17 protein-coding genes are annotated in these 15,451 nt (G+C 71.0%); 7 read left to right on the forward strand and 10 right to left on the reverse strand.

The annotated features are described in order from the left end of the window. Window positions 1-71: 71 nt before the first annotated feature. The 5 genes from ABZ855_RS18425 to ABZ855_RS18445 form a co-directional block, all read right to left on the reverse strand. A complete protein-coding gene (locus ABZ855_RS18425) occupies window positions 72-755 on the reverse strand; it encodes a phenylalanine--tRNA ligase beta subunit-related protein (RefSeq protein WP_360807961.1) in 684 nt (227 codons plus the stop codon). An 8-nt stretch (window positions 756-763) separates the two neighbouring features. After that, complete coding sequence (locus ABZ855_RS18430) at window positions 764-1,357, reverse strand: transglutaminase domain-containing protein (RefSeq protein ID WP_360807963.1); 594 nt, start codon at window positions 1,355-1,357, stop codon at window positions 764-766. 83 nt (window positions 1,358-1,440) lie between these two features. After that, window positions 1,441-2,511 (reverse strand): low specificity L-threonine aldolase, encoded by a 1,071-nt coding sequence (locus tag ABZ855_RS18435; RefSeq protein WP_360807965.1) that lies wholly within the window; start codon window positions 2,509-2,511, stop codon window positions 1,441-1,443. Further along, window positions 2,508-3,263, reverse strand: coding sequence for an SDR family NAD(P)-dependent oxidoreductase (locus ABZ855_RS18440; RefSeq protein WP_360807967.1), 756 nt, complete (start codon window positions 3,261-3,263; stop codon window positions 2,508-2,510). Before ABZ855_RS18440 ends, ABZ855_RS18435 begins: the two co-directional genes overlap by 4 nt. A 41-nt stretch (window positions 3,264-3,304) precedes the next feature. Continuing rightward, entirely contained in the window at window positions 3,305-4,702 is a 1,398-nt protein-coding gene (locus ABZ855_RS18445) for a DUF6421 family protein (RefSeq protein ID WP_360807969.1), read from the reverse strand. A 289-nt stretch (window positions 4,703-4,991) separates the two neighbouring features. Between ABZ855_RS18445 and ABZ855_RS18450 the strand changes: the two genes are divergently transcribed. Next, window positions 4,992-5,675, forward strand: a complete 684-nt coding sequence (locus tag ABZ855_RS18450; RefSeq protein ID WP_360808074.1) for a glycerophosphodiester phosphodiesterase family protein — start codon at window positions 4,992-4,994, stop codon at window positions 5,673-5,675. A gap of 39 nt (window positions 5,676-5,714) precedes the next feature. On the opposite strand, the gene ABZ855_RS18455 is transcribed toward ABZ855_RS18450, so the two are convergent. Beyond that, window positions 5,715-6,254, reverse strand: a complete 540-nt coding sequence (locus ABZ855_RS18455; protein ID WP_360807971.1) for a GNAT family N-acetyltransferase — start codon at window positions 6,252-6,254, stop codon at window positions 5,715-5,717. Between the two features lie 293 nt (window positions 6,255-6,547). On the opposite strand from ABZ855_RS18455, the gene ABZ855_RS18460 reads away from it, so the two are divergent. Continuing rightward, entirely contained in the window at window positions 6,548-6,940 is a 393-nt protein-coding gene (locus ABZ855_RS18460; RefSeq protein WP_360807973.1) for a VOC family protein, read from the forward strand. Window positions 6,941-6,950: 10 nt separating this feature from the next. Here ABZ855_RS18460 and ABZ855_RS18465 read toward each other — a convergent pair whose 3' ends face one another. Together ABZ855_RS18465 and ABZ855_RS18470 are read right to left on the reverse strand one after the other, a co-directional pair. Further along, window positions 6,951-7,541 (reverse strand): MarR family transcriptional regulator, encoded by a 591-nt coding sequence (locus ABZ855_RS18465; RefSeq protein WP_360807975.1) that lies wholly within the window; start codon window positions 7,539-7,541, stop codon window positions 6,951-6,953. Window positions 7,542-7,667: 126 nt separating this feature from the next. Continuing rightward, window positions 7,668-9,332, reverse strand: a complete 1,665-nt coding sequence (locus ABZ855_RS18470; protein WP_360807977.1) for an FUSC family protein — start codon at window positions 9,330-9,332, stop codon at window positions 7,668-7,670. 164 nt (window positions 9,333-9,496) lie between these two features. Here ABZ855_RS18470 and ABZ855_RS18475 point away from each other — a divergent pair, with 164 nt between their 5' ends. The 3 genes from ABZ855_RS18475 to ABZ855_RS18485 all read left to right on the forward strand — a co-directional run bounded on the left by ABZ855_RS18475 (window position 9,497) and on the right by ABZ855_RS18485 (window position 11,829). After that, a complete protein-coding gene (locus ABZ855_RS18475) occupies window positions 9,497-10,057 on the forward strand; it encodes a DUF5134 domain-containing protein (protein WP_360807979.1) in 561 nt (186 codons plus the stop codon). Window positions 10,058-10,137: 80 nt separating this feature from the next. Then, window positions 10,138-11,073 (forward strand): M56 family metallopeptidase, encoded by a 936-nt coding sequence (locus ABZ855_RS18480; RefSeq protein ID WP_360807981.1) that lies wholly within the window; start codon window positions 10,138-10,140, stop codon window positions 11,071-11,073. A gap of 57 nt (window positions 11,074-11,130) precedes the next feature. After that, window positions 11,131-11,829, forward strand: coding sequence for a phosphatase PAP2 family protein (locus ABZ855_RS18485; RefSeq protein ID WP_360807983.1), 699 nt, complete (start codon window positions 11,131-11,133; stop codon window positions 11,827-11,829). Window positions 11,830-11,855: 26 nt separating this feature from the next. Here the strand turns inward: ABZ855_RS18485 and ABZ855_RS18490 are convergent, their stop codons facing one another. Further along, entirely contained in the window at window positions 11,856-12,338 is a 483-nt protein-coding gene (locus ABZ855_RS18490; protein WP_360807985.1) for a MarR family transcriptional regulator, read from the reverse strand. 215 nt (window positions 12,339-12,553) lie between these two features. Between ABZ855_RS18490 and ABZ855_RS18495 the strand changes: the two genes are divergently transcribed. Together ABZ855_RS18495 and ABZ855_RS18500 are read left to right on the forward strand one after the other, a co-directional pair. Continuing rightward, a complete protein-coding gene (locus ABZ855_RS18495; RefSeq protein WP_360807987.1) occupies window positions 12,554-12,916 on the forward strand; it encodes a hypothetical protein in 363 nt (120 codons plus the stop codon). 39 nt (window positions 12,917-12,955) lie between these two features. Continuing rightward, a complete protein-coding gene (locus ABZ855_RS18500; protein WP_360807989.1) occupies window positions 12,956-13,645 on the forward strand; it encodes an HAD-IA family hydrolase in 690 nt (229 codons plus the stop codon). A gap of 273 nt (window positions 13,646-13,918) precedes the next feature. Here the strand turns inward: ABZ855_RS18500 and ABZ855_RS18505 are convergent, their stop codons facing one another. After that, a complete protein-coding gene (locus tag ABZ855_RS18505; RefSeq protein WP_360807991.1) occupies window positions 13,919-15,421 on the reverse strand; it encodes a hypothetical protein in 1,503 nt (500 codons plus the stop codon). Window positions 15,422-15,451 lie beyond the last annotated feature (30 nt).

The following is a 15,451-nucleotide window of genomic DNA, read 5'->3' on the forward strand; positions in this document are numbered from 1 at the left end:
CGCTCAGGTAGTTCGTTCGCTGCGGGCCCGTGGGGGCTTGTCGCGCAGTTCCCCGCGCCCCTGAGGGGCGCTCACCTGACCGTGATCCGCGCCCCCGGGCTGAACTTCTCCAGGAGTTCGACGAGTTCGGCTCCGGCCGCCTCCGCCTCGGCCCCCGCCATCGGGGGCAGGCACTCCAGGAGGAAGATCGCCGACGTGGTCCGCTCGGTGAGCCGGGTCCGCGGGCCCTGGCGCCAGTTCCAGCGACGGCACGTCACACCCTCCTCGTCGCACCACACCACCTCACCGGCGTCGGGGTGCTCGACGACCTCCTCGCCGCCGGCCACGGTCACGAAGTCCTCGGTGCCGGTGGCGCGCACGAGCCGCATCCCACCGCGGATGTGGTCGAGGTCCTCACCGCCGACCGGGACCAGGTGCGCCACGCTGATCGCGTTGTAGAGGTCGACCAGGACGTTGATCCGGGGCAGGCCGGCATCCGTCAGCGCGCGCTTGGCGAGCGCCTCGGCCGAGTTGCGGGTGCGCGACGGTTTGGAGCCGAACGCTGTGTACGTGTCCCTCCAGGCGACCATGTGCGGGTCCTCGTGCGGGGCCCGGCCGTCCAGGCGTACGGCGAGCCGACGGGCCGCGTCCTCGAGGAGCGCCGAACTCGCGTCGGTGCTGGGCCCGTTGACAAGTCCGTGCGCCTCGATCGCGACATGGGTGAAGCCGGGCACGAGCGCGCGGACCTCGTCGGACACGGTCAGGGTGAGAGTCATCGACTGCCTCAGAGTGCGGTGGGGAGCGTCTTCCAGAGATACGGCCTGTCGGGCGCGGCCTTCAGCACGCCCAGCACAACCGGATGAGGTTCAGCGTACAGTACTGGGTAGTCCACCTCATTGGACTGCGGGTCCGGGATCCACGCCAGCCGCTCACCGCCGAGAGAGAACTGGGCGTCCACGCCGGCCTTGTTGCCCCTCGGGTCCTGCCGGTGCCACGCGCCGTTGAAGCGCACGGCGATCAGACCGTGCACGGCGTGACCGCTTCCGTCATCGTGCGCGAGCCGCTGGTAGCACAGCGCCGTGGGGATGTCCTCGGCGCGCAGGAGCGCGGCCAGGGCGTGCGCCTTGGCGTAGCAGATGCCGGTGCGCTGTTCCAGGACGGTCGAGGCACGCCAGGTGACCCGCAGGTCCCCGCTGTCGGCGGAGTGCGGGATGGTGTCGCGCACGAATTCGTACGCCGCCCGCGCATAGGCATACGAGTCGGCCGCACCCTTGGCCAGTTGCGCGGCGGTCTCCCGCACCAGCGGGTGATGATGGTCGATGACCTCGTCAGCGGCCAGATATGCGGACAGGTCAGAGGTGTTCTGGATCAGCTCCATGACCCCGGAGCATAGGAAAGCGATCACCGATCAGTCAATGACTTTTCAGGTGACCGCATATCTATGCATACACGGTGAGGGCGTCAGCGCGCCATTTCCTCCTTCAGCGCCGCCAGGAACGCGTCCACGTCGTCCTCGGTGGTGTCGAACGCGCACATCCAGCGGACGTCACCCGCGGGCTCGTCCCAGAAGTAGAAGCGGAAGCGCTTCTGCAGGCGTTCACTCACGTCGTGCGGCAGGCGGGCGAAGACCGCGTTCGCCTGGACCGGGTAGAGGATCTCCACCCCGTGCACGGCCCGTACGCCCTCCGCCAGCCGCTGCGCCATCGCGTTGGAGTGGCGGGCGTTGCGCAGCCACAGGTCCTTGGCGAGCAGCGCCTCGAGTTGCACCGAGACGAAGCGCATCTTGGATGCGAGCTGCATGGACAGCTTGCGCAGGTGCTTCATGTGGCTGACGGCGTCCTGGTTGATCACGACGACCGCCTCACCGAACAGCGCGCCGTTCTTCGTCCCGCCGAGGGAGAGGATGTCGACGCCGACCGCGTTGGTGAACGTCCGCATCGGGACGTCGAGCGAGGCCGCCGCGTTGGCTATGCGGGAACCGTCCAGGTGGACCTTCATGCCGTGGGCGTGGGCGTGGTCGCAGATCGCGCGGATCTCGTCCGGGGTGTAGAGAGTGCCCAGCTCGGTGCTCTGGGTGATGGAGACGACCTGCGGCATCGCCCGGTGCTCGTCGTCCCAGCCGTACGCCTGCCGGTCGATCAGGTCGGGGGTCAGCTTGCCGTCGGGTGTGGCCACCGTGAGGAGCTTGAGGCCGCCCATGCGTTCGGGGGCGCCGCCCTCGTCGACGTTGATGTGCGCGCTCTCGGCGCAGATCACGGCGCCCCAGCGGTCGGTGAGCGCCTGGAGCGCCACGACGTTGGCCCCGGTGCCGTTGAAGACGGGGAACGCCTCCGCCGTGGCGCCGAAGTGGCTGCGGACGATCCGCTGGAGGTTCTCCGTGTAGTCGTCCTCGCCGTACGCGACCTGGTGCCCGCCGTTGGCCAGGGCCAGGGCGGCGAGCACCTCGGGGTGGGCCCCCGCGTAGTTGTCGCTGGCGAAGCCTCGGCTCTCCGGGTCGTGATGACGGCGTGCGTCGGTCTTCGGAGGGTTCACGGCTTCTCGGTCAGCCACAGACGTTTCCCGTTCACTTCGGCGGCGGGCCGCTCCCAGACGCCTGCGATGGCCTCGGCCAGCTCCTTGACGTCGGTGAAGCCCGCGAACTTCGCGTTGGGGCGCTCGGCGCGCATCGCCTCGTGCACCAACGCCTTCACGACCAGGATCGCAGCAGCCGACGTCGGCCCCTCGGCGCCCTCCGACGCCCCGGCCTTGCGGAAGAAGTCGGCCATGGCCAGCGTCCACGCCTCGGCTGCGGCCTTGGCGGCGGCGTACGCGGCGTTGCCCGCGGTGGGGTTGCTCGCGCCGGCGGCGCTGGTCAGGACGTACCGGCCGCGGTCGCTGCGCTGGAGGGCCTCGTGGAAGGCGAGGGAGGTGTGCTGCACGGTGCGGATGAGCAGGAGCTCCAGCAGGTCCCAGTCGTCGAGGACCGTCTTGGTGAACGTCTCGCTGCCGCGCCAGCCGCCGACGAGATGGACCAGGCCGTCGACGCGCCCGAAGTCCTTCTCGATACGGGTGGCCCACTCCCGGGTCGACTGCAGGTCGAGGAGGTCCACGGTGTCGCCGACGACGGTGGCGCCGCCGTGCGCGTAGCTCGCCGCGTCCACGGCCTCCGCGAGCCGCTCGGGGTCGTTGTCCGAGCCGACGACGGTCGCGCCGGCCTCGGCGAGCCTGAGCAGCGTCGCCCGGCCGGCCGGGCCGCCGGCGCCGGCGACCGCGATCACCGCACCACTGAGAGCCCCGTTCCCCATGTCCATCGCCTCCTGAGCAGTGTTTTCGGTGGCGCGGTCGCTCATGCGGCGACCCGCTCGGCGCTCTCCGCGGTGATTCCCCTGGTGGAGGCGATCACGTTCTTCAGCTTCTTGGAGAGGGCCTCATAGAACATGCTCAGCGGAAACTCGTCCGGAAGCACGTCGTCGACGAGCTTGCGCGGCGGCAGGCTCAGGTCGAGGGCGTCGGGGCCCTTGGCCCAGCGGGATCCCGGGTGCGGGGCGAGATGGGCGGAGACCAGCTCGTACGCCTTGAACCAGTGGACGAGCTTGGGCCGGTCGATGCCCTCGCGGTAGAGGGTCTCGATCTCGGCGCAGAGCTGGTTGGTGACCTGCGGGGCGCGCTGCCAGTCGATGTGCAGCTTGTTGTCGGTCCAGCGGATCACGTCGTGCTGGTGCAGGTACGCGAAGAGGAGCTGGCCGCCGAGGCCGTCGTAGTTGCGGACGCGCTCGCCGGTGACCGGGAAGCGGAACATCCGGTCGAACAGCACCGCGAACTGCACGTCACGGGCTTGCTCGACGCCCTCCGCCTCCAGCTTCACGGCCTCCTTGAAGGCGGTGAGGTCGCAGCGAAGCTCCTCCAGGCCGTACATCCAGAAGGGCTGGCGCTGCTTGATCATGAAGGGGTCGAAGGGCAGGTCGCCGTGGCTGTGCGTGCGGTCGTGGATCATGTCCCACAGGACGAACGCCTCTTCGCAACGCTTCTGGTCGTGGACCATCGCGGCGATGTCCTCGGGCAGTTCGAGGCCGAGGATGTCCACGGCGGCGTCGGTGACCCGGCGGAAGCGGGCGGCCTCGCGGTCGCAGAAGATACCGCCCCAGCTGAACCGTTCCGGTGCCTCGCGCACGGCGATGGTCTCCGGGAAGAGAACGGCCGAGTTGGTGTCGTACCCGGCCGTGAAGTCCTCGAAGGTGATGCCGCAGAACAGCGGGTTGTCGTAGCGGGTGCGCTCCAGCTCGGCCAGCCAGTCGGGCCACACCATGCGCAGGACGACCGCCTCGAGGTTGCGGTCCGGATTGCCGTTCTGCGTGTACATCGGGAAGACGACCAGGTGCTGGAGGCCGTCCGCGCGGTTTGCGGCGGGCTGGAAGGCCAGCAGCGAGTCGAGGAAGTCCGGCACCCGGAAGCCGCTGTCGGACCAGCGGCGCAGATCCTTGGCGAGGGCCCGGTGGTAGTCGGTGTCGTGCGGCAGCAGCGGGGAGAGTTCCGCGACGGCGTCCACGATCCGGCGCACGGCGAGATCGACGTCAGCGGGGTCCGGGGCGTCCTCCCGGTCGAAGTCGATCGATCCGTCCTTGGCCTGCCATGGCCGGATCTGCTCCACGGCATCCTTGAGCACAGGCCATGCCGGGTGCTCCACCACCCTGCCGAGCGCGAAAAGCCGCTCGTCCGAAACCGTCTGCTCAAGAATTTCCGTCATGTCCCATCCTCCACGGGAGAACCTCTCGTATGACCACCGTATGGGTACGAGGTTCCCGACCACAAGGCGGGACAGGAGAGATTGTCCTGCCCACCTCCATGGTCACCGAATTTTTTCCTGCCGGAAACCAAGGGGACAGTTACTTCCACTACCCGACCGTGGCCGGTTCACACCCCTCGCGGGACCATCACTTCCGGCCAGCCCTTCCGGCGCGTCCGTACGGGTCCGACGCGGGGCCCGGCGGTTAGGCTGCGGCAGCCGAGCCGCCGTCGACGGAAGCGAGTTGACCTTGAACTTCCTGACCATCGGGCACCGAGGAATCATGGGCGTGGAGCCCGAGAACACCCTGCGTTCGTTCGTCGCCGCCGACCGGGCGGGCCTCGACATGATCGAACTCGATCTGCGCCTCAGCAAGGACGGCGCTCTGGTCGTCATGCACGACGCCGATGTGGACCGCACCACGGACGGCACCGGACCCGTCGCCGAGATGACCCTCGCCGAACTGCGCGCCCTCGACGCGGGCCGCGACGAGCGCGTCCCGGTCTTCGAGGAGGTCCTCGACGCCGTCGAGGCGCCGCTCCAGGCCGAGATCAAGGACACGGCGGCGGCACGGGCGCTCGCCGAGGTCATGGAGCGCCGGGAGCTGGCCGGGCGCGTCGAGGTGTCCTCGTTCCACCCGGACGCGCTGTGCGAGATCACCCGCCTGGTGCCCGGGGCGCGCACCGCGCTCATCGCGAGCCTCTACGGCCCCGACGTGGTGGTCAGCGCCACCCGGGCCGGCGCCTCGACGGTCTGCCTCAACATCCGCCGCCTCACCCTGGAGATCGTCGAACGGGCGCGAAAGGCCGACCTGCGGATCATCGGCTGGGTGGTGAACACCCAGGACCAGCTGCGTCTCGTACGCGCCCTGGAGCTGGACGGCGCGACCACCGATCACCCGCAGATCAAGCACACGGGCCGCTTCACCGCGTAGCGGGGCCGCCGCAGCTCACACGAGTTGTCACGGCAGTTGTCACACCAGTTCCTTGACCAGCAGCTCGAACCGCAGATCGTCCCGCAGCGGAATGCCGAACCGCTCGTCGCCGTACGGGAAGGGGCTCATCTCTCCCGTACGGCGGTAGCCGCGCCGCTCGTACCAGGCGATCAGGTCGTTCCGTACGGAGATCACGGTCATGTGCATCGCCCGCGCGCCCCAGGTCTCGCGCGCCGTGCGTTCCGCCTCGGCGATGACCACCTTGCCGAGCCCCGCGCCCTGGACGGCGGGGCTGACCGCGAACATGCCGAAGTAGGCGTGGTCGCCGCGGTGTTCGAGCTGGCAGCAGGCGACCACCCGGCCGTCCTGTTCGACGGTCAGCAGCCGGCTGTCGGGTGACTTGATGACGTCGAGCACGCCCTGCGGATCGGTCCGCTGCCCGTCGAGGATGTCCGCCTCGGTGGTCCAGCCGGCCCGGCTGGCGTCACCCCGGTAGGCCGACTCGATCAGCGCGACCAGCGCCTCGATGTCGGCCTCGGTGGCGTCACGGAAGGTCGGTCCGTGGGCGGCGGTCTCCATGCGGCGGTTCTCCGGTTCTCCTGCGGCGCGGGCACCGCTGAGCCTAACGCCGATCGCGGAGGACCCCCCTAGGGCCTGTCGTCAAATTCCCGCCTGCCTAGCGACGACATGCACGCTCCCCCACTGCCTGAAGGGCGTGGGAGGTGCCCCCACTCGCTGCACCGGACACAGACCCACGTACAACCGGTACGAGGGCCTGTGCCCGGCACGCCGAGAGCACGCACCTGCCGCCGCGAGGCCCGCCCTTCGGGCGGACGACGGGAATTTGACGACAGGCTCTAGGCTCCGGTCGCATGGTGCATGTACTGAGCAGCCGCGTCCTTGTCCACCCCCTGGACCCGGAGCGTTCCCGGATCTTCTACGGCGAGCATCTGGGGCTCGCCGTCCACCGCGAGTTCGGGACGGGACCGGAGCGGGGCACGGTCTACTTTCTCGGCGGAGGGTTCCTGGAGCTCTCGGGACGGGCGGAGGAGCCCCCGTCGCCTTCCGTACGGCTGTGGCTCCAGGTGGCCGACGTGGCGGCCGCGCACGACGAGCTGGTGTCCCGGGGCGTCGAGATCCTGCGGGCGCCGGTGAAGGAGCCGTGGGGGCTCGTCGAGATGTGGATCGCCGATCCGGACGGCACGCGGATCGTTCTGGTGGAGGTACCGGCCGACCATCCGCTGCGGTACCGGCCCGGTATCTGACGCCGGGGAGTCAGAAGCGCGGCGCGCCGAGCCGGCCCTCCAGACGGCCGAGCAACTCGCCGAGCAGCACCGCGAGTTCCTCCTGGGCGGCGCTGTCCACACCAGACAACACCGCTGTCTCGTACGTGAGTTGCTCGGGCAGCACACCGTCGACCAGATCGCGTCCGGCGTCGGTGAGACGCACATGGGCGACCCGTCTGTCCCGGGTGTCGCCGCGCCGCTCGACCAGGGCCCGCTCGGTGAGCTGCTTGAGGCGCTTGGTGACGGCGGCCCCGGAGGAGAACGTCTCGCGGGCGACCTCGCTCGGGGTCAGTTCACGGCCGGTGCGCCGCAGCGCGCAGAGCAGCTCGAACTCGGGGCGGGTGAGCCCCACCCGGCGCAGCGGGGCGTCCTCGGCCTGCTGGAACAGGGCGGCGCAGCGGTTGATACGGCCGATGATCTCGATGGGCCCGGTGTCGAGGCCGGGGTGAACGGCCTGCCACTGCCGCACCACCCCGGCCACGGTGTCGTCCGCCCGGCCGAGGTGGGCCGACGACCTGGTGTCCGCCCCATCGGCCGCGGCCCCTCCCCCGGGCGCCGCACCCCCGTTCACTGCCGTCATGGCCGTACGTCCTCCGTCGTGCTGTCGTCGTGCGTCTGCCGGTGCCCGCCGGGGCATGACGTCACGTTCCCGTCGTCCGCCGGGAGGGCGGGCGTCGCGAGGCGGGCGGGAATGTGACGACAGGCCCTAAGAGCGCAGCCCCGGGCCGTGTGCCGTCGCCGCGAGCGTACGGTGTCCGGACCGTTCGGCGAGCACGACCCGCTCCTGGGGGCGGGTGCGCTGCCGCCACTCGCCGGCCGCCGTGTCGGCGGCGGTGCGCAGGTCGGCGAGGGCGGCGGCGAGGCCGCGGCGGGCGGTGTCCAGGGATCCGGGTACGGGATGTACGTCCGTCAGAGCGCGTTCGGCGTGGGTGCGGGCGTGTTCGACCGCAGTGAGCGCGTGCTCGACGCGCTCGCCCGCGCGGTGGTTGGTGACGGCGACGGCCGCGACGAAGCCGAAGAGGGCGCCAACGAGCGTGTCCAGGATCCGCTCGGTCATCAGGCGGCCGGGTTCCTGGAGCCCCGAGAACTCGGTGACGAGCAGCGCCACCGGGGTCACACAGACGCTGCCGAGCCAGTAGTTGCGGCTCATCAGCGCCTCGATGGCGAAGTTGAGAGTGAGGCAGCACAGGACGAGGGCGACCGGGCCGAGGTGCGCCAACGGCAGGACGGCGGCGAAGAGCAGTACGCCGGCGAGGTTGCCGACGGTCCGCTGCACCGCCCGGTTCCAGGTGAGCGTGACGTTGGCCTGGTAGAGGGAGGCCGCCGTGACGAGGGCCCAGTAGGGGCGGCCGACACCGAGAGCGAGGGAGGCGTAGCCGGCGAGGGCGCAGCCGAGGGCGGTACGGGCGGCGAGGGGCACGAGCGGGCCGAGCCTGGTCCGCAACGGGCGGGGCAGGACAGGGGGTTCGGGGGCGAACGGGTTCGCGCCGAGGGGTTCGTCGGGGGTCGGGGGGTGTCCGCCGGAGCGCAACTCCCGTACGTGAGCGCGCAGTTCACCGGCGCTGCTCGCGGCGGGCGCGCTGAGCGCGAACTCGGCCCGCCCGAGCAGTCGTCCGAGTGCGCGCCGGGTGTCGGCGCGAGGGGTGCCCGGGCGCCCGCCGGCCGAGGCCAGCGCCTGCCGGGCCGCCTCGACCGCGGCATCGGCGGCGACCCGCGAGCGGATGTAGCCATGGCCGCCGATGCCGTCGCCGGTGCCGTACGCCTCGGCGTGAGCGGCGACGGCGTCCAGGGCGTGGGCGGTCGCCCGGCGCTCCGGCCCGTACGGGCGGACGAGGCCGGGCGCCATCCCGACGAGCCAGGCCCATGCGCCTGCCCCGGCGGCCAGCGACAGATGGCCGGGCACCTGGCCGAGCGTCTGTGGGGCGAACAGCGCGGCCGACGACACGAAGGTGAGCACCACGTTCGCCGGCGGCCCGATCCGCGTGGCGTCGCACAGGGTCTTCTGCGCGGCCGCCAGCAGCGCGCCCACGGTGACCAGGACGACGGCGTTCCCGGTGAGCGAGGCGGTGAGGAGGGCGACGGCCAGTCCGGCGAGCATGCCGAGGACGACGCCCGCCAGGACGCGGGCCCGGGCGGCGTACGGACGGTTGTGGGCGTAGAGCGCGCACAGGGCCCCGGCCATCGTGTACATCGCCAGGTCGAGGTGGCCGAGCGCCGCCAGGGTCAGACAGGGCGGAGCGGCGGCGGCGAGCACGCTCAGCGCCGGCTTGAACCAGATGTCGGACAGCCGGCCGACCCGCAGGACACCGGACAGCGAGAGGCGCCGTGCGGGCCGCGAGGCGGCGGGATCAAGGCTCGGGTCAGAGCTCATCGTCAGATGTTAGCAAGTGTTTTACCCGTAAAACATAGGGGCTGACCTGCGGTGCTCCGGCGTACGCTCCCCCGCGTACACCCTTGCGCTCGTATGCGCACCGCCCGGCGCGGGCAGCCCTTCAACGGAGGTCTCGTGGACTCGGGATCGAGGGGGAGGTTCCTGTGCACGGTCCGGCTTCGCCCGGGTGGCTGCTGGTCGCGCTGTGCGCGGCGACCGGCGCGTACTGCCTGCTGCGGATGCGCAGCACCGTCGGGGAACAGCGCCGGGCCGCCGGCGGCGAGGCGCTGATGGGCTTCGGCATGGCCGCGATGGCCGTGCCCGCCGCCGTTCTCTCCCCGCCGCGCTGGACCTGGCTGGTGTACACGGCCGTGTTCGGCACGGCCGCGCTGCGCGCTCTGTGGGCGGCCCGCACCGGGCGGCACCATCTGCACCATCTGATGGGGGCGTTCTCCATGGCCTACATGGCGTCCGCGATGGCCGCCGCCCCCGCCCACCACCACGGATCGAGCGGCTCCGGGGTGCCTCTGCTGACGACGGCGCTGCTCCTCTACTTCACCGGGTACGTGCTGCTGTCCGGCGTCCGCCTGGTGTCCGTACCGGCACTGGTCACCGGCGGCGGGGTCCGGACGGGTGCGCCCGCGTGGGGCGAGCGGCCCGAACTGGCGCGCGCCTGCCGACTGTCCATGGGCATCGCGACGCTCGCCATGCTGATCACGCTCTGAACTGTACGAAACCGTGGTCTGCGTCACTTTGCCCTGACGGACCGTAGGTCTGAGCGCCACCGCGCTCATAGGGTGAACGCATGATGGTCCCCGCGGCACTGCTGCTGCTCGGCGCGCTGACCGCCGTCGTCGCCCCGCGGCTACTCGCCCGCGCCGACTGGCCGGACCGCGAACCGGTGGTCGCCCTGTGGGTCTGGCAGTGCGTGGTGGCGGCCGTGCTGATGTGCTGCGTGCTGTCGATGACGCTGAGCGCGGCGGCGGCCTGGCAGGCCGTACGCGGCCATGTCTTCGCCCCCGCGCCGCACGCGGTCGTGGACGCCTACGGCCTCGGCGCCTTCCGCCCATGGGCCGCGGCGACGGCCGTGCTGCTCGCCTGCGGCGGGCTGTGGACCGCGGCGATGCTCGTGCGCGAGGTCGTACGGGCGCGCCGTCGGCGCCGGCTGCGGCGGGCCGAACTCGCCGTGCGCGCCCCGCTGTTGCCCGGTGAGGAGCCGCGTCCCGACCGGCTCGTGGTGCTGGAGGGCGAGCACGCCGACGCCTGGTGGCTGGACGGCACCGCACCTGGACTGGTCGTCACCACGGCCGCGATGCGCCGCCTCAAGGGGCGTCAGCTGGACGCCGTACTCGCGCACGAGCAGGGGCACGCGCGGGCCCGCCACGACTGGCTGCTGCACTGCTCGGGCGCATTGGCCAACGGGTTTCCGCAGGTACCCGTCTTCGCGTCGTTCCGGGACGAGATGCACCGGCTGGTGGAGCTCGCCGCCGACGACATGGCCTCCCGTCGCTTCGGCCGCCTCACGACCGCCCTCGCCCTGGTCGAACTCAACGAGGACCGGGGCGTGTTCGGCCCGTCGCCGACCCCGCAGGCCCATCTCCCGCTGCGCGTGCGCCGGTTGCTGACCGCGCCGGACCGGCTGACGGCGGGCCGCAGGCTGCGGCTGACGGCCGCCGCGTCCCTGGTGCCGGTGATCCCGGTGCTGGTGGCCTTCGTACCCGGGCTGCGGGCGCTCGGGTAACACGGCCCTGTGCACCTCGGTTGGCCTCCGGCCCGGCGCGTCGGCGAGGATCGCACCATGCGCTCCCCCCACCTCGCACCCCGGCTTCGACACCCCGCCCGCCACCAGGCCGCCCGCGTGGCCGGCGCCCTGGCCCTCGCGTCCGTGCTGCTGCTGACCCTGGTCTGGGTGGACTGGCACCCGTTGATCGCCCTCGACGGTGACATCGCGCGCGCCACCCATCGCTGGGCGGTCGACGAACCCGGGCTCACGCACATCTTCCGGATCCTCACCGACTGGGTGTGGGACCCGCTGACGATGCGCCTGCTGTGCGCGGCCGTGGCGGTGTGGCTGGTGTGGCGGCACTCGGCGTGGTGGCTCGCGCTGTGGCTGGTGGCCACCTGTGCGCTGGGCACGCTGCTCCAGCAGGGGCTGAAGGCGGCGGTCGGCCGCGCCCGCCCCGTCTGGCCCGACCCGGTCGACTCCGCCCACTACGCGGCCTTTCCCTCCGGTCACGCCATGACCGCCACGGTGGTGTGCGGCCTGCTGCTGTGGCTGCTGCGCCGCTACGACGCCGGTCGTGCCGTGTGGCGTACGGCGGTCTCCGTGGCGGTGGTCTCGGTCGCGGGCGCCGGTCTGACGCGGGTCTGGCTCGGCGTCCACTGGCCGTCGGACGTGCTCGGCGGCTGGCTCCTCGGGGCGCTCGTGGTGGCGCTGGCGGTGATGACGTACGCGCGGTTCGAGCGGGCGAGGGAGCAGGCGAACGAGCGGGCCTGACCCGCCCGCGAGGCCGTTCGCCGGGGTCAGCCGTCGCGGAGCGACCGGTTGACCTCGCCCAGGGAGCCGGTCAGGCGTCCGTAGTCGGCCGGGTCCAGTGGTGCGACGAAGTGCCGCTCGACGACCTGCCCATGCACCTCCACGGCCCGGCGGAACACCGCGCGGCCGTGCTCGGTCGCTTCGACCAGGACGCTCCTGCGGTCCTCCGGCGACGGAACGCGACGGACCAGCGCGGCCTCCTCCATCCGGTCGATCAGCCGGGTGATGCCGCTGCTCGTGAGCGTGAGGTCATCGGCGAGGACACGCTGGGAAACCTCCTCGTCCGGCTGCCGGCAGAGCCTGATGAGGACCTCGAACATCGTGTGGCTGATGACGCAGTCCCGCCTCAGGACACTGTCGATCCGTCGTTCCAGCAGCGTCGCCGCCTTGATCAGCAGCCCGAAGTCGTGGATCAGCGGGCTGTTGGCGGCGCGGGCGGTCTCGTCGCCCCGCCGCGTCTCGGCTTCCACCTGTGCGTGTCCTTCCGGTCCCGGAGGACCGTGTTCGAGCCTGGGGGAATCCGAGGAAGGGGACAACTGTGGACCTGCAGCACTGGCTCGGCCGGGCCGCTGCACGTCGACGAGGACAGGTGCCGCCGTCTTCGAGGAGTTCACCGGTCGGCTGAGGGACAACTATCCCTGGCTCACCTTCCAGATCGTCCCGCCCGCACCCGCCGGGCTGGGCCGTGTCCTGGCGGCCGGCCGCCGCGCCGCGCTGGGCCGACCTGATCGACGCGTCCGACGCCCTGGAGCTGTACCAGCGGCCGGAGCTGGACATCGTGAGCTGCTTTCCGATCCTGGAAAAGCCGACGCCGACCGGCGTCGACGCCGCGTCCGCACGCGTCCTGGCCGTCGGCATGGACCATCCCGATCCCGTGTTCCTGAGCACCTTGAGGGCCGGCAGCGACGCCTTCACGGCCCGCCATCGGCAGGTCACCGCGGACGCCGACGGGGCGCGCATCCTGCGCAGCGTGCTGATGAAGCCGGAGTCCGAGCAGCACGTCGAGCGCCTCCACGAACGGGTCGAACAGTTCGCCCGGTCGCTCTGACCACCACCGGCGAACAGGACCTTGGATAGGGTCCAGCACATGGCTGCCGTGCTGTTCGACTTCTCCGGGACCCTCTTCCGCATCGAGTCCACCGACTCCTGGCTGCGCGCCGTGCTCGCCGAGCAGGGTGTCGTCCTGCCCGAGCCGGAGACGACCGTTGCCGTGCGGGCGCTGGAGGCGGCGGGGGCGCTGCCCGGTGGCGCCGCTCCGCAGCGGCTGCCGCAGGAGCTGGCTTCCGTCTGGGAGATCCGCGACCGGAGCGCCGAGCTGCACCGGGCCGCGTACACCGGCCTCGCCCGTCAGGTGCCGCTGCCCGAACCGGCGTTGTACGACGCGTTGTACGAGCGGCACATGGCGCCGGCCGCGTGGACCCCGTACGCCGACGCCGTCGAGGTGCTGGGCGCGCTGCGGGAGCGCGGGGTCTCCGTCGGGGTGGTCAGCAACATCGGCTGGGATCTGCGTCCCGTGTTCCGGGCACACGGACTGGACCCGTACATCGACGCGTATGTCCTGTCGTACGAGCACGGTGTGCAGAAGCCGGACCCGCGGCTGTTCAAGGTGGCCTGCGAGGCGCTCGGCGTCGCGCCTCAGGACGTGCTCATGGTCGGCGACGACCGGCGGGCGGACGGGGGCGCGGCGGACCTGGGGTGCGCGGTGCACTTCGTGGACCATCTGCCGGTGTCCGAACGGCCGGACGGGCTGCGGCCGGTGCTGGAGCTGGCCGGCTGAGACCTCGCCGGTGAGGAGGGCACGCCGGTCTGGGGTGATCCCCCGCGTCACCCCAGACAGGCGGCCGCCCGGAACCGCCCCTACGGGCCGCTCCGGCTGCGTCGGCTCCAGTCGGCCAGACTCGGCTGACAAAAAGTCAACGCAGAAGTACCAGCATGTCCCGGCGCGGCGCCTTGGTCAATGAGGAATTGCTGTGTCATTGACGGGACATGGGCGTCCCGCCGGACACCGGAGTGCCCGACGGGACGCCTGGGAGCGATCCGCCGGTGACGGTCAGTCGAAGTAGTCCGGCTGCGTCTGGACGTTCAGCTCGGGCACGCGGACCTTCTTGGCCGGATTCGTGCGCCGGTCGTCGAGCTTCAGGACGTCGAAGCCCTTGGCGATGTCGTTCGAGTAGATGTAGCCGTTGTAGTAGTACGCCGACCACGGGCCGGCGGTCGTGACGCGGTCGGTGGTCACCGGGCCGCGCTCGAAGTAGGCGATCTCCTTGGGCTTCGCGGAGTTGGTGAAGTCCCAGACGGAGACACCGCCCTGGTACCAGGCCTGGACCATGATGTCCTTGCCCTTGACCGGGATGAGCGAGCCGTTGTGGGCCACGCAGACCTCGGTGTCGGCCTGGTAGCGGGGGATCTTGAAGTAGCTCTTGAAGACGAGCTTGCGCTTGTCGCCCTTGCCAACGATGTCGTAGATACCGTCGGCTCCTCGGTTCGGACCGATCTGCGCGTTGCAGGTGGCCGCGCCGCCGCCGCCCAACTCGTCGGTGAAGACGACCTTGTTGGCCTTCTGGTTGAAGGTCGCCGAGTGCCAGAACGCGAAGTTGACGTTGTCCTGGACGCGGTCGATGACCTTCGGGTGCTCCGGGTCCTTGATGGAGAACAGGATGCCGTCGCCCATGCAGGCGCCCGCCGCGAGGTCCTTGGAGGGCAGCACGGTGATGTCGTGGCAGCCGGTGGTCTTGGAGACGCCCGGGTTGGTGGGCGAACCGGGGTTGCCGCCGCCGTCGGGGCCCTCACCGGGGAAGAGGACCGGGAAGCCGACAACTGCCGCCTTCTCGGGGGCCTTTCGCGGCACCTTGATGACCGAGATGCCGTCGTGCGGCGGCTGGCAGTCGGGGAAGGTGGCGCTCGGCGAGTAGGAGGAGACGTAGATGTAGACGTTCTTGCGCTCGGGCACCAGCGTGTTGGTGTGCGAGCCGCAGGCGGTCTCCACGGCGGCGACGTACTTGGGGTTCGCCTTGTCCGTGATGTCGAAGATCTTCATGCCCTCCCACGACGACTTCTCGGTCGCGGGCTGCGAGACGCTGTTGCAACTGCTGTCGCTGCGCGAGGAGTCGGTCGACAGGAAGAGCAGATTCCCGGAAACGGAGATGTCGTTCTGGCCGCCGGGGCACAGCACCTGGGAGACCGTCTTCGGGGCCTTCGGGTTGCTGATGTCGAAGACGCGGAAGCCGTCGTAGTTGCCGGAGAAGGCGTACTTCCCCTGGAAGGCGAGGTCCGAGTTGGTGCCGGGCAGCGCGTCCTTGGGGATGTTCGTGAGGTGTGTGATGTTGTCCGAGTGGACGATCTCGTCCACACCGGGTATCTCACCCTCGGCCAGGGCCTTCTTGACCTGGGACTGCACGCTCTTGGAGATCTTCTCCGGCACCGTAGGCCCGTCCCCGGGGTCGGGGGTGGCGGCCGCGGGGCCCGCGGTCAGCAGCGCGGCCAGGAGTCCGGCCGCCGCGGCGCCGACTCCCAGGTGTCTGCGCCGCGTTCGGGGGTTGTTTAACAGGGTCACTGCTTCCTCCCTGGTAGCCGTTCCGGTCAG

Source organism: Streptomyces sp. NPDC047042 (genome assembly GCF_040644035.1).
Lineage (GTDB): Bacteria > Actinomycetota > Actinomycetes > Streptomycetales > Streptomycetaceae > Streptomyces.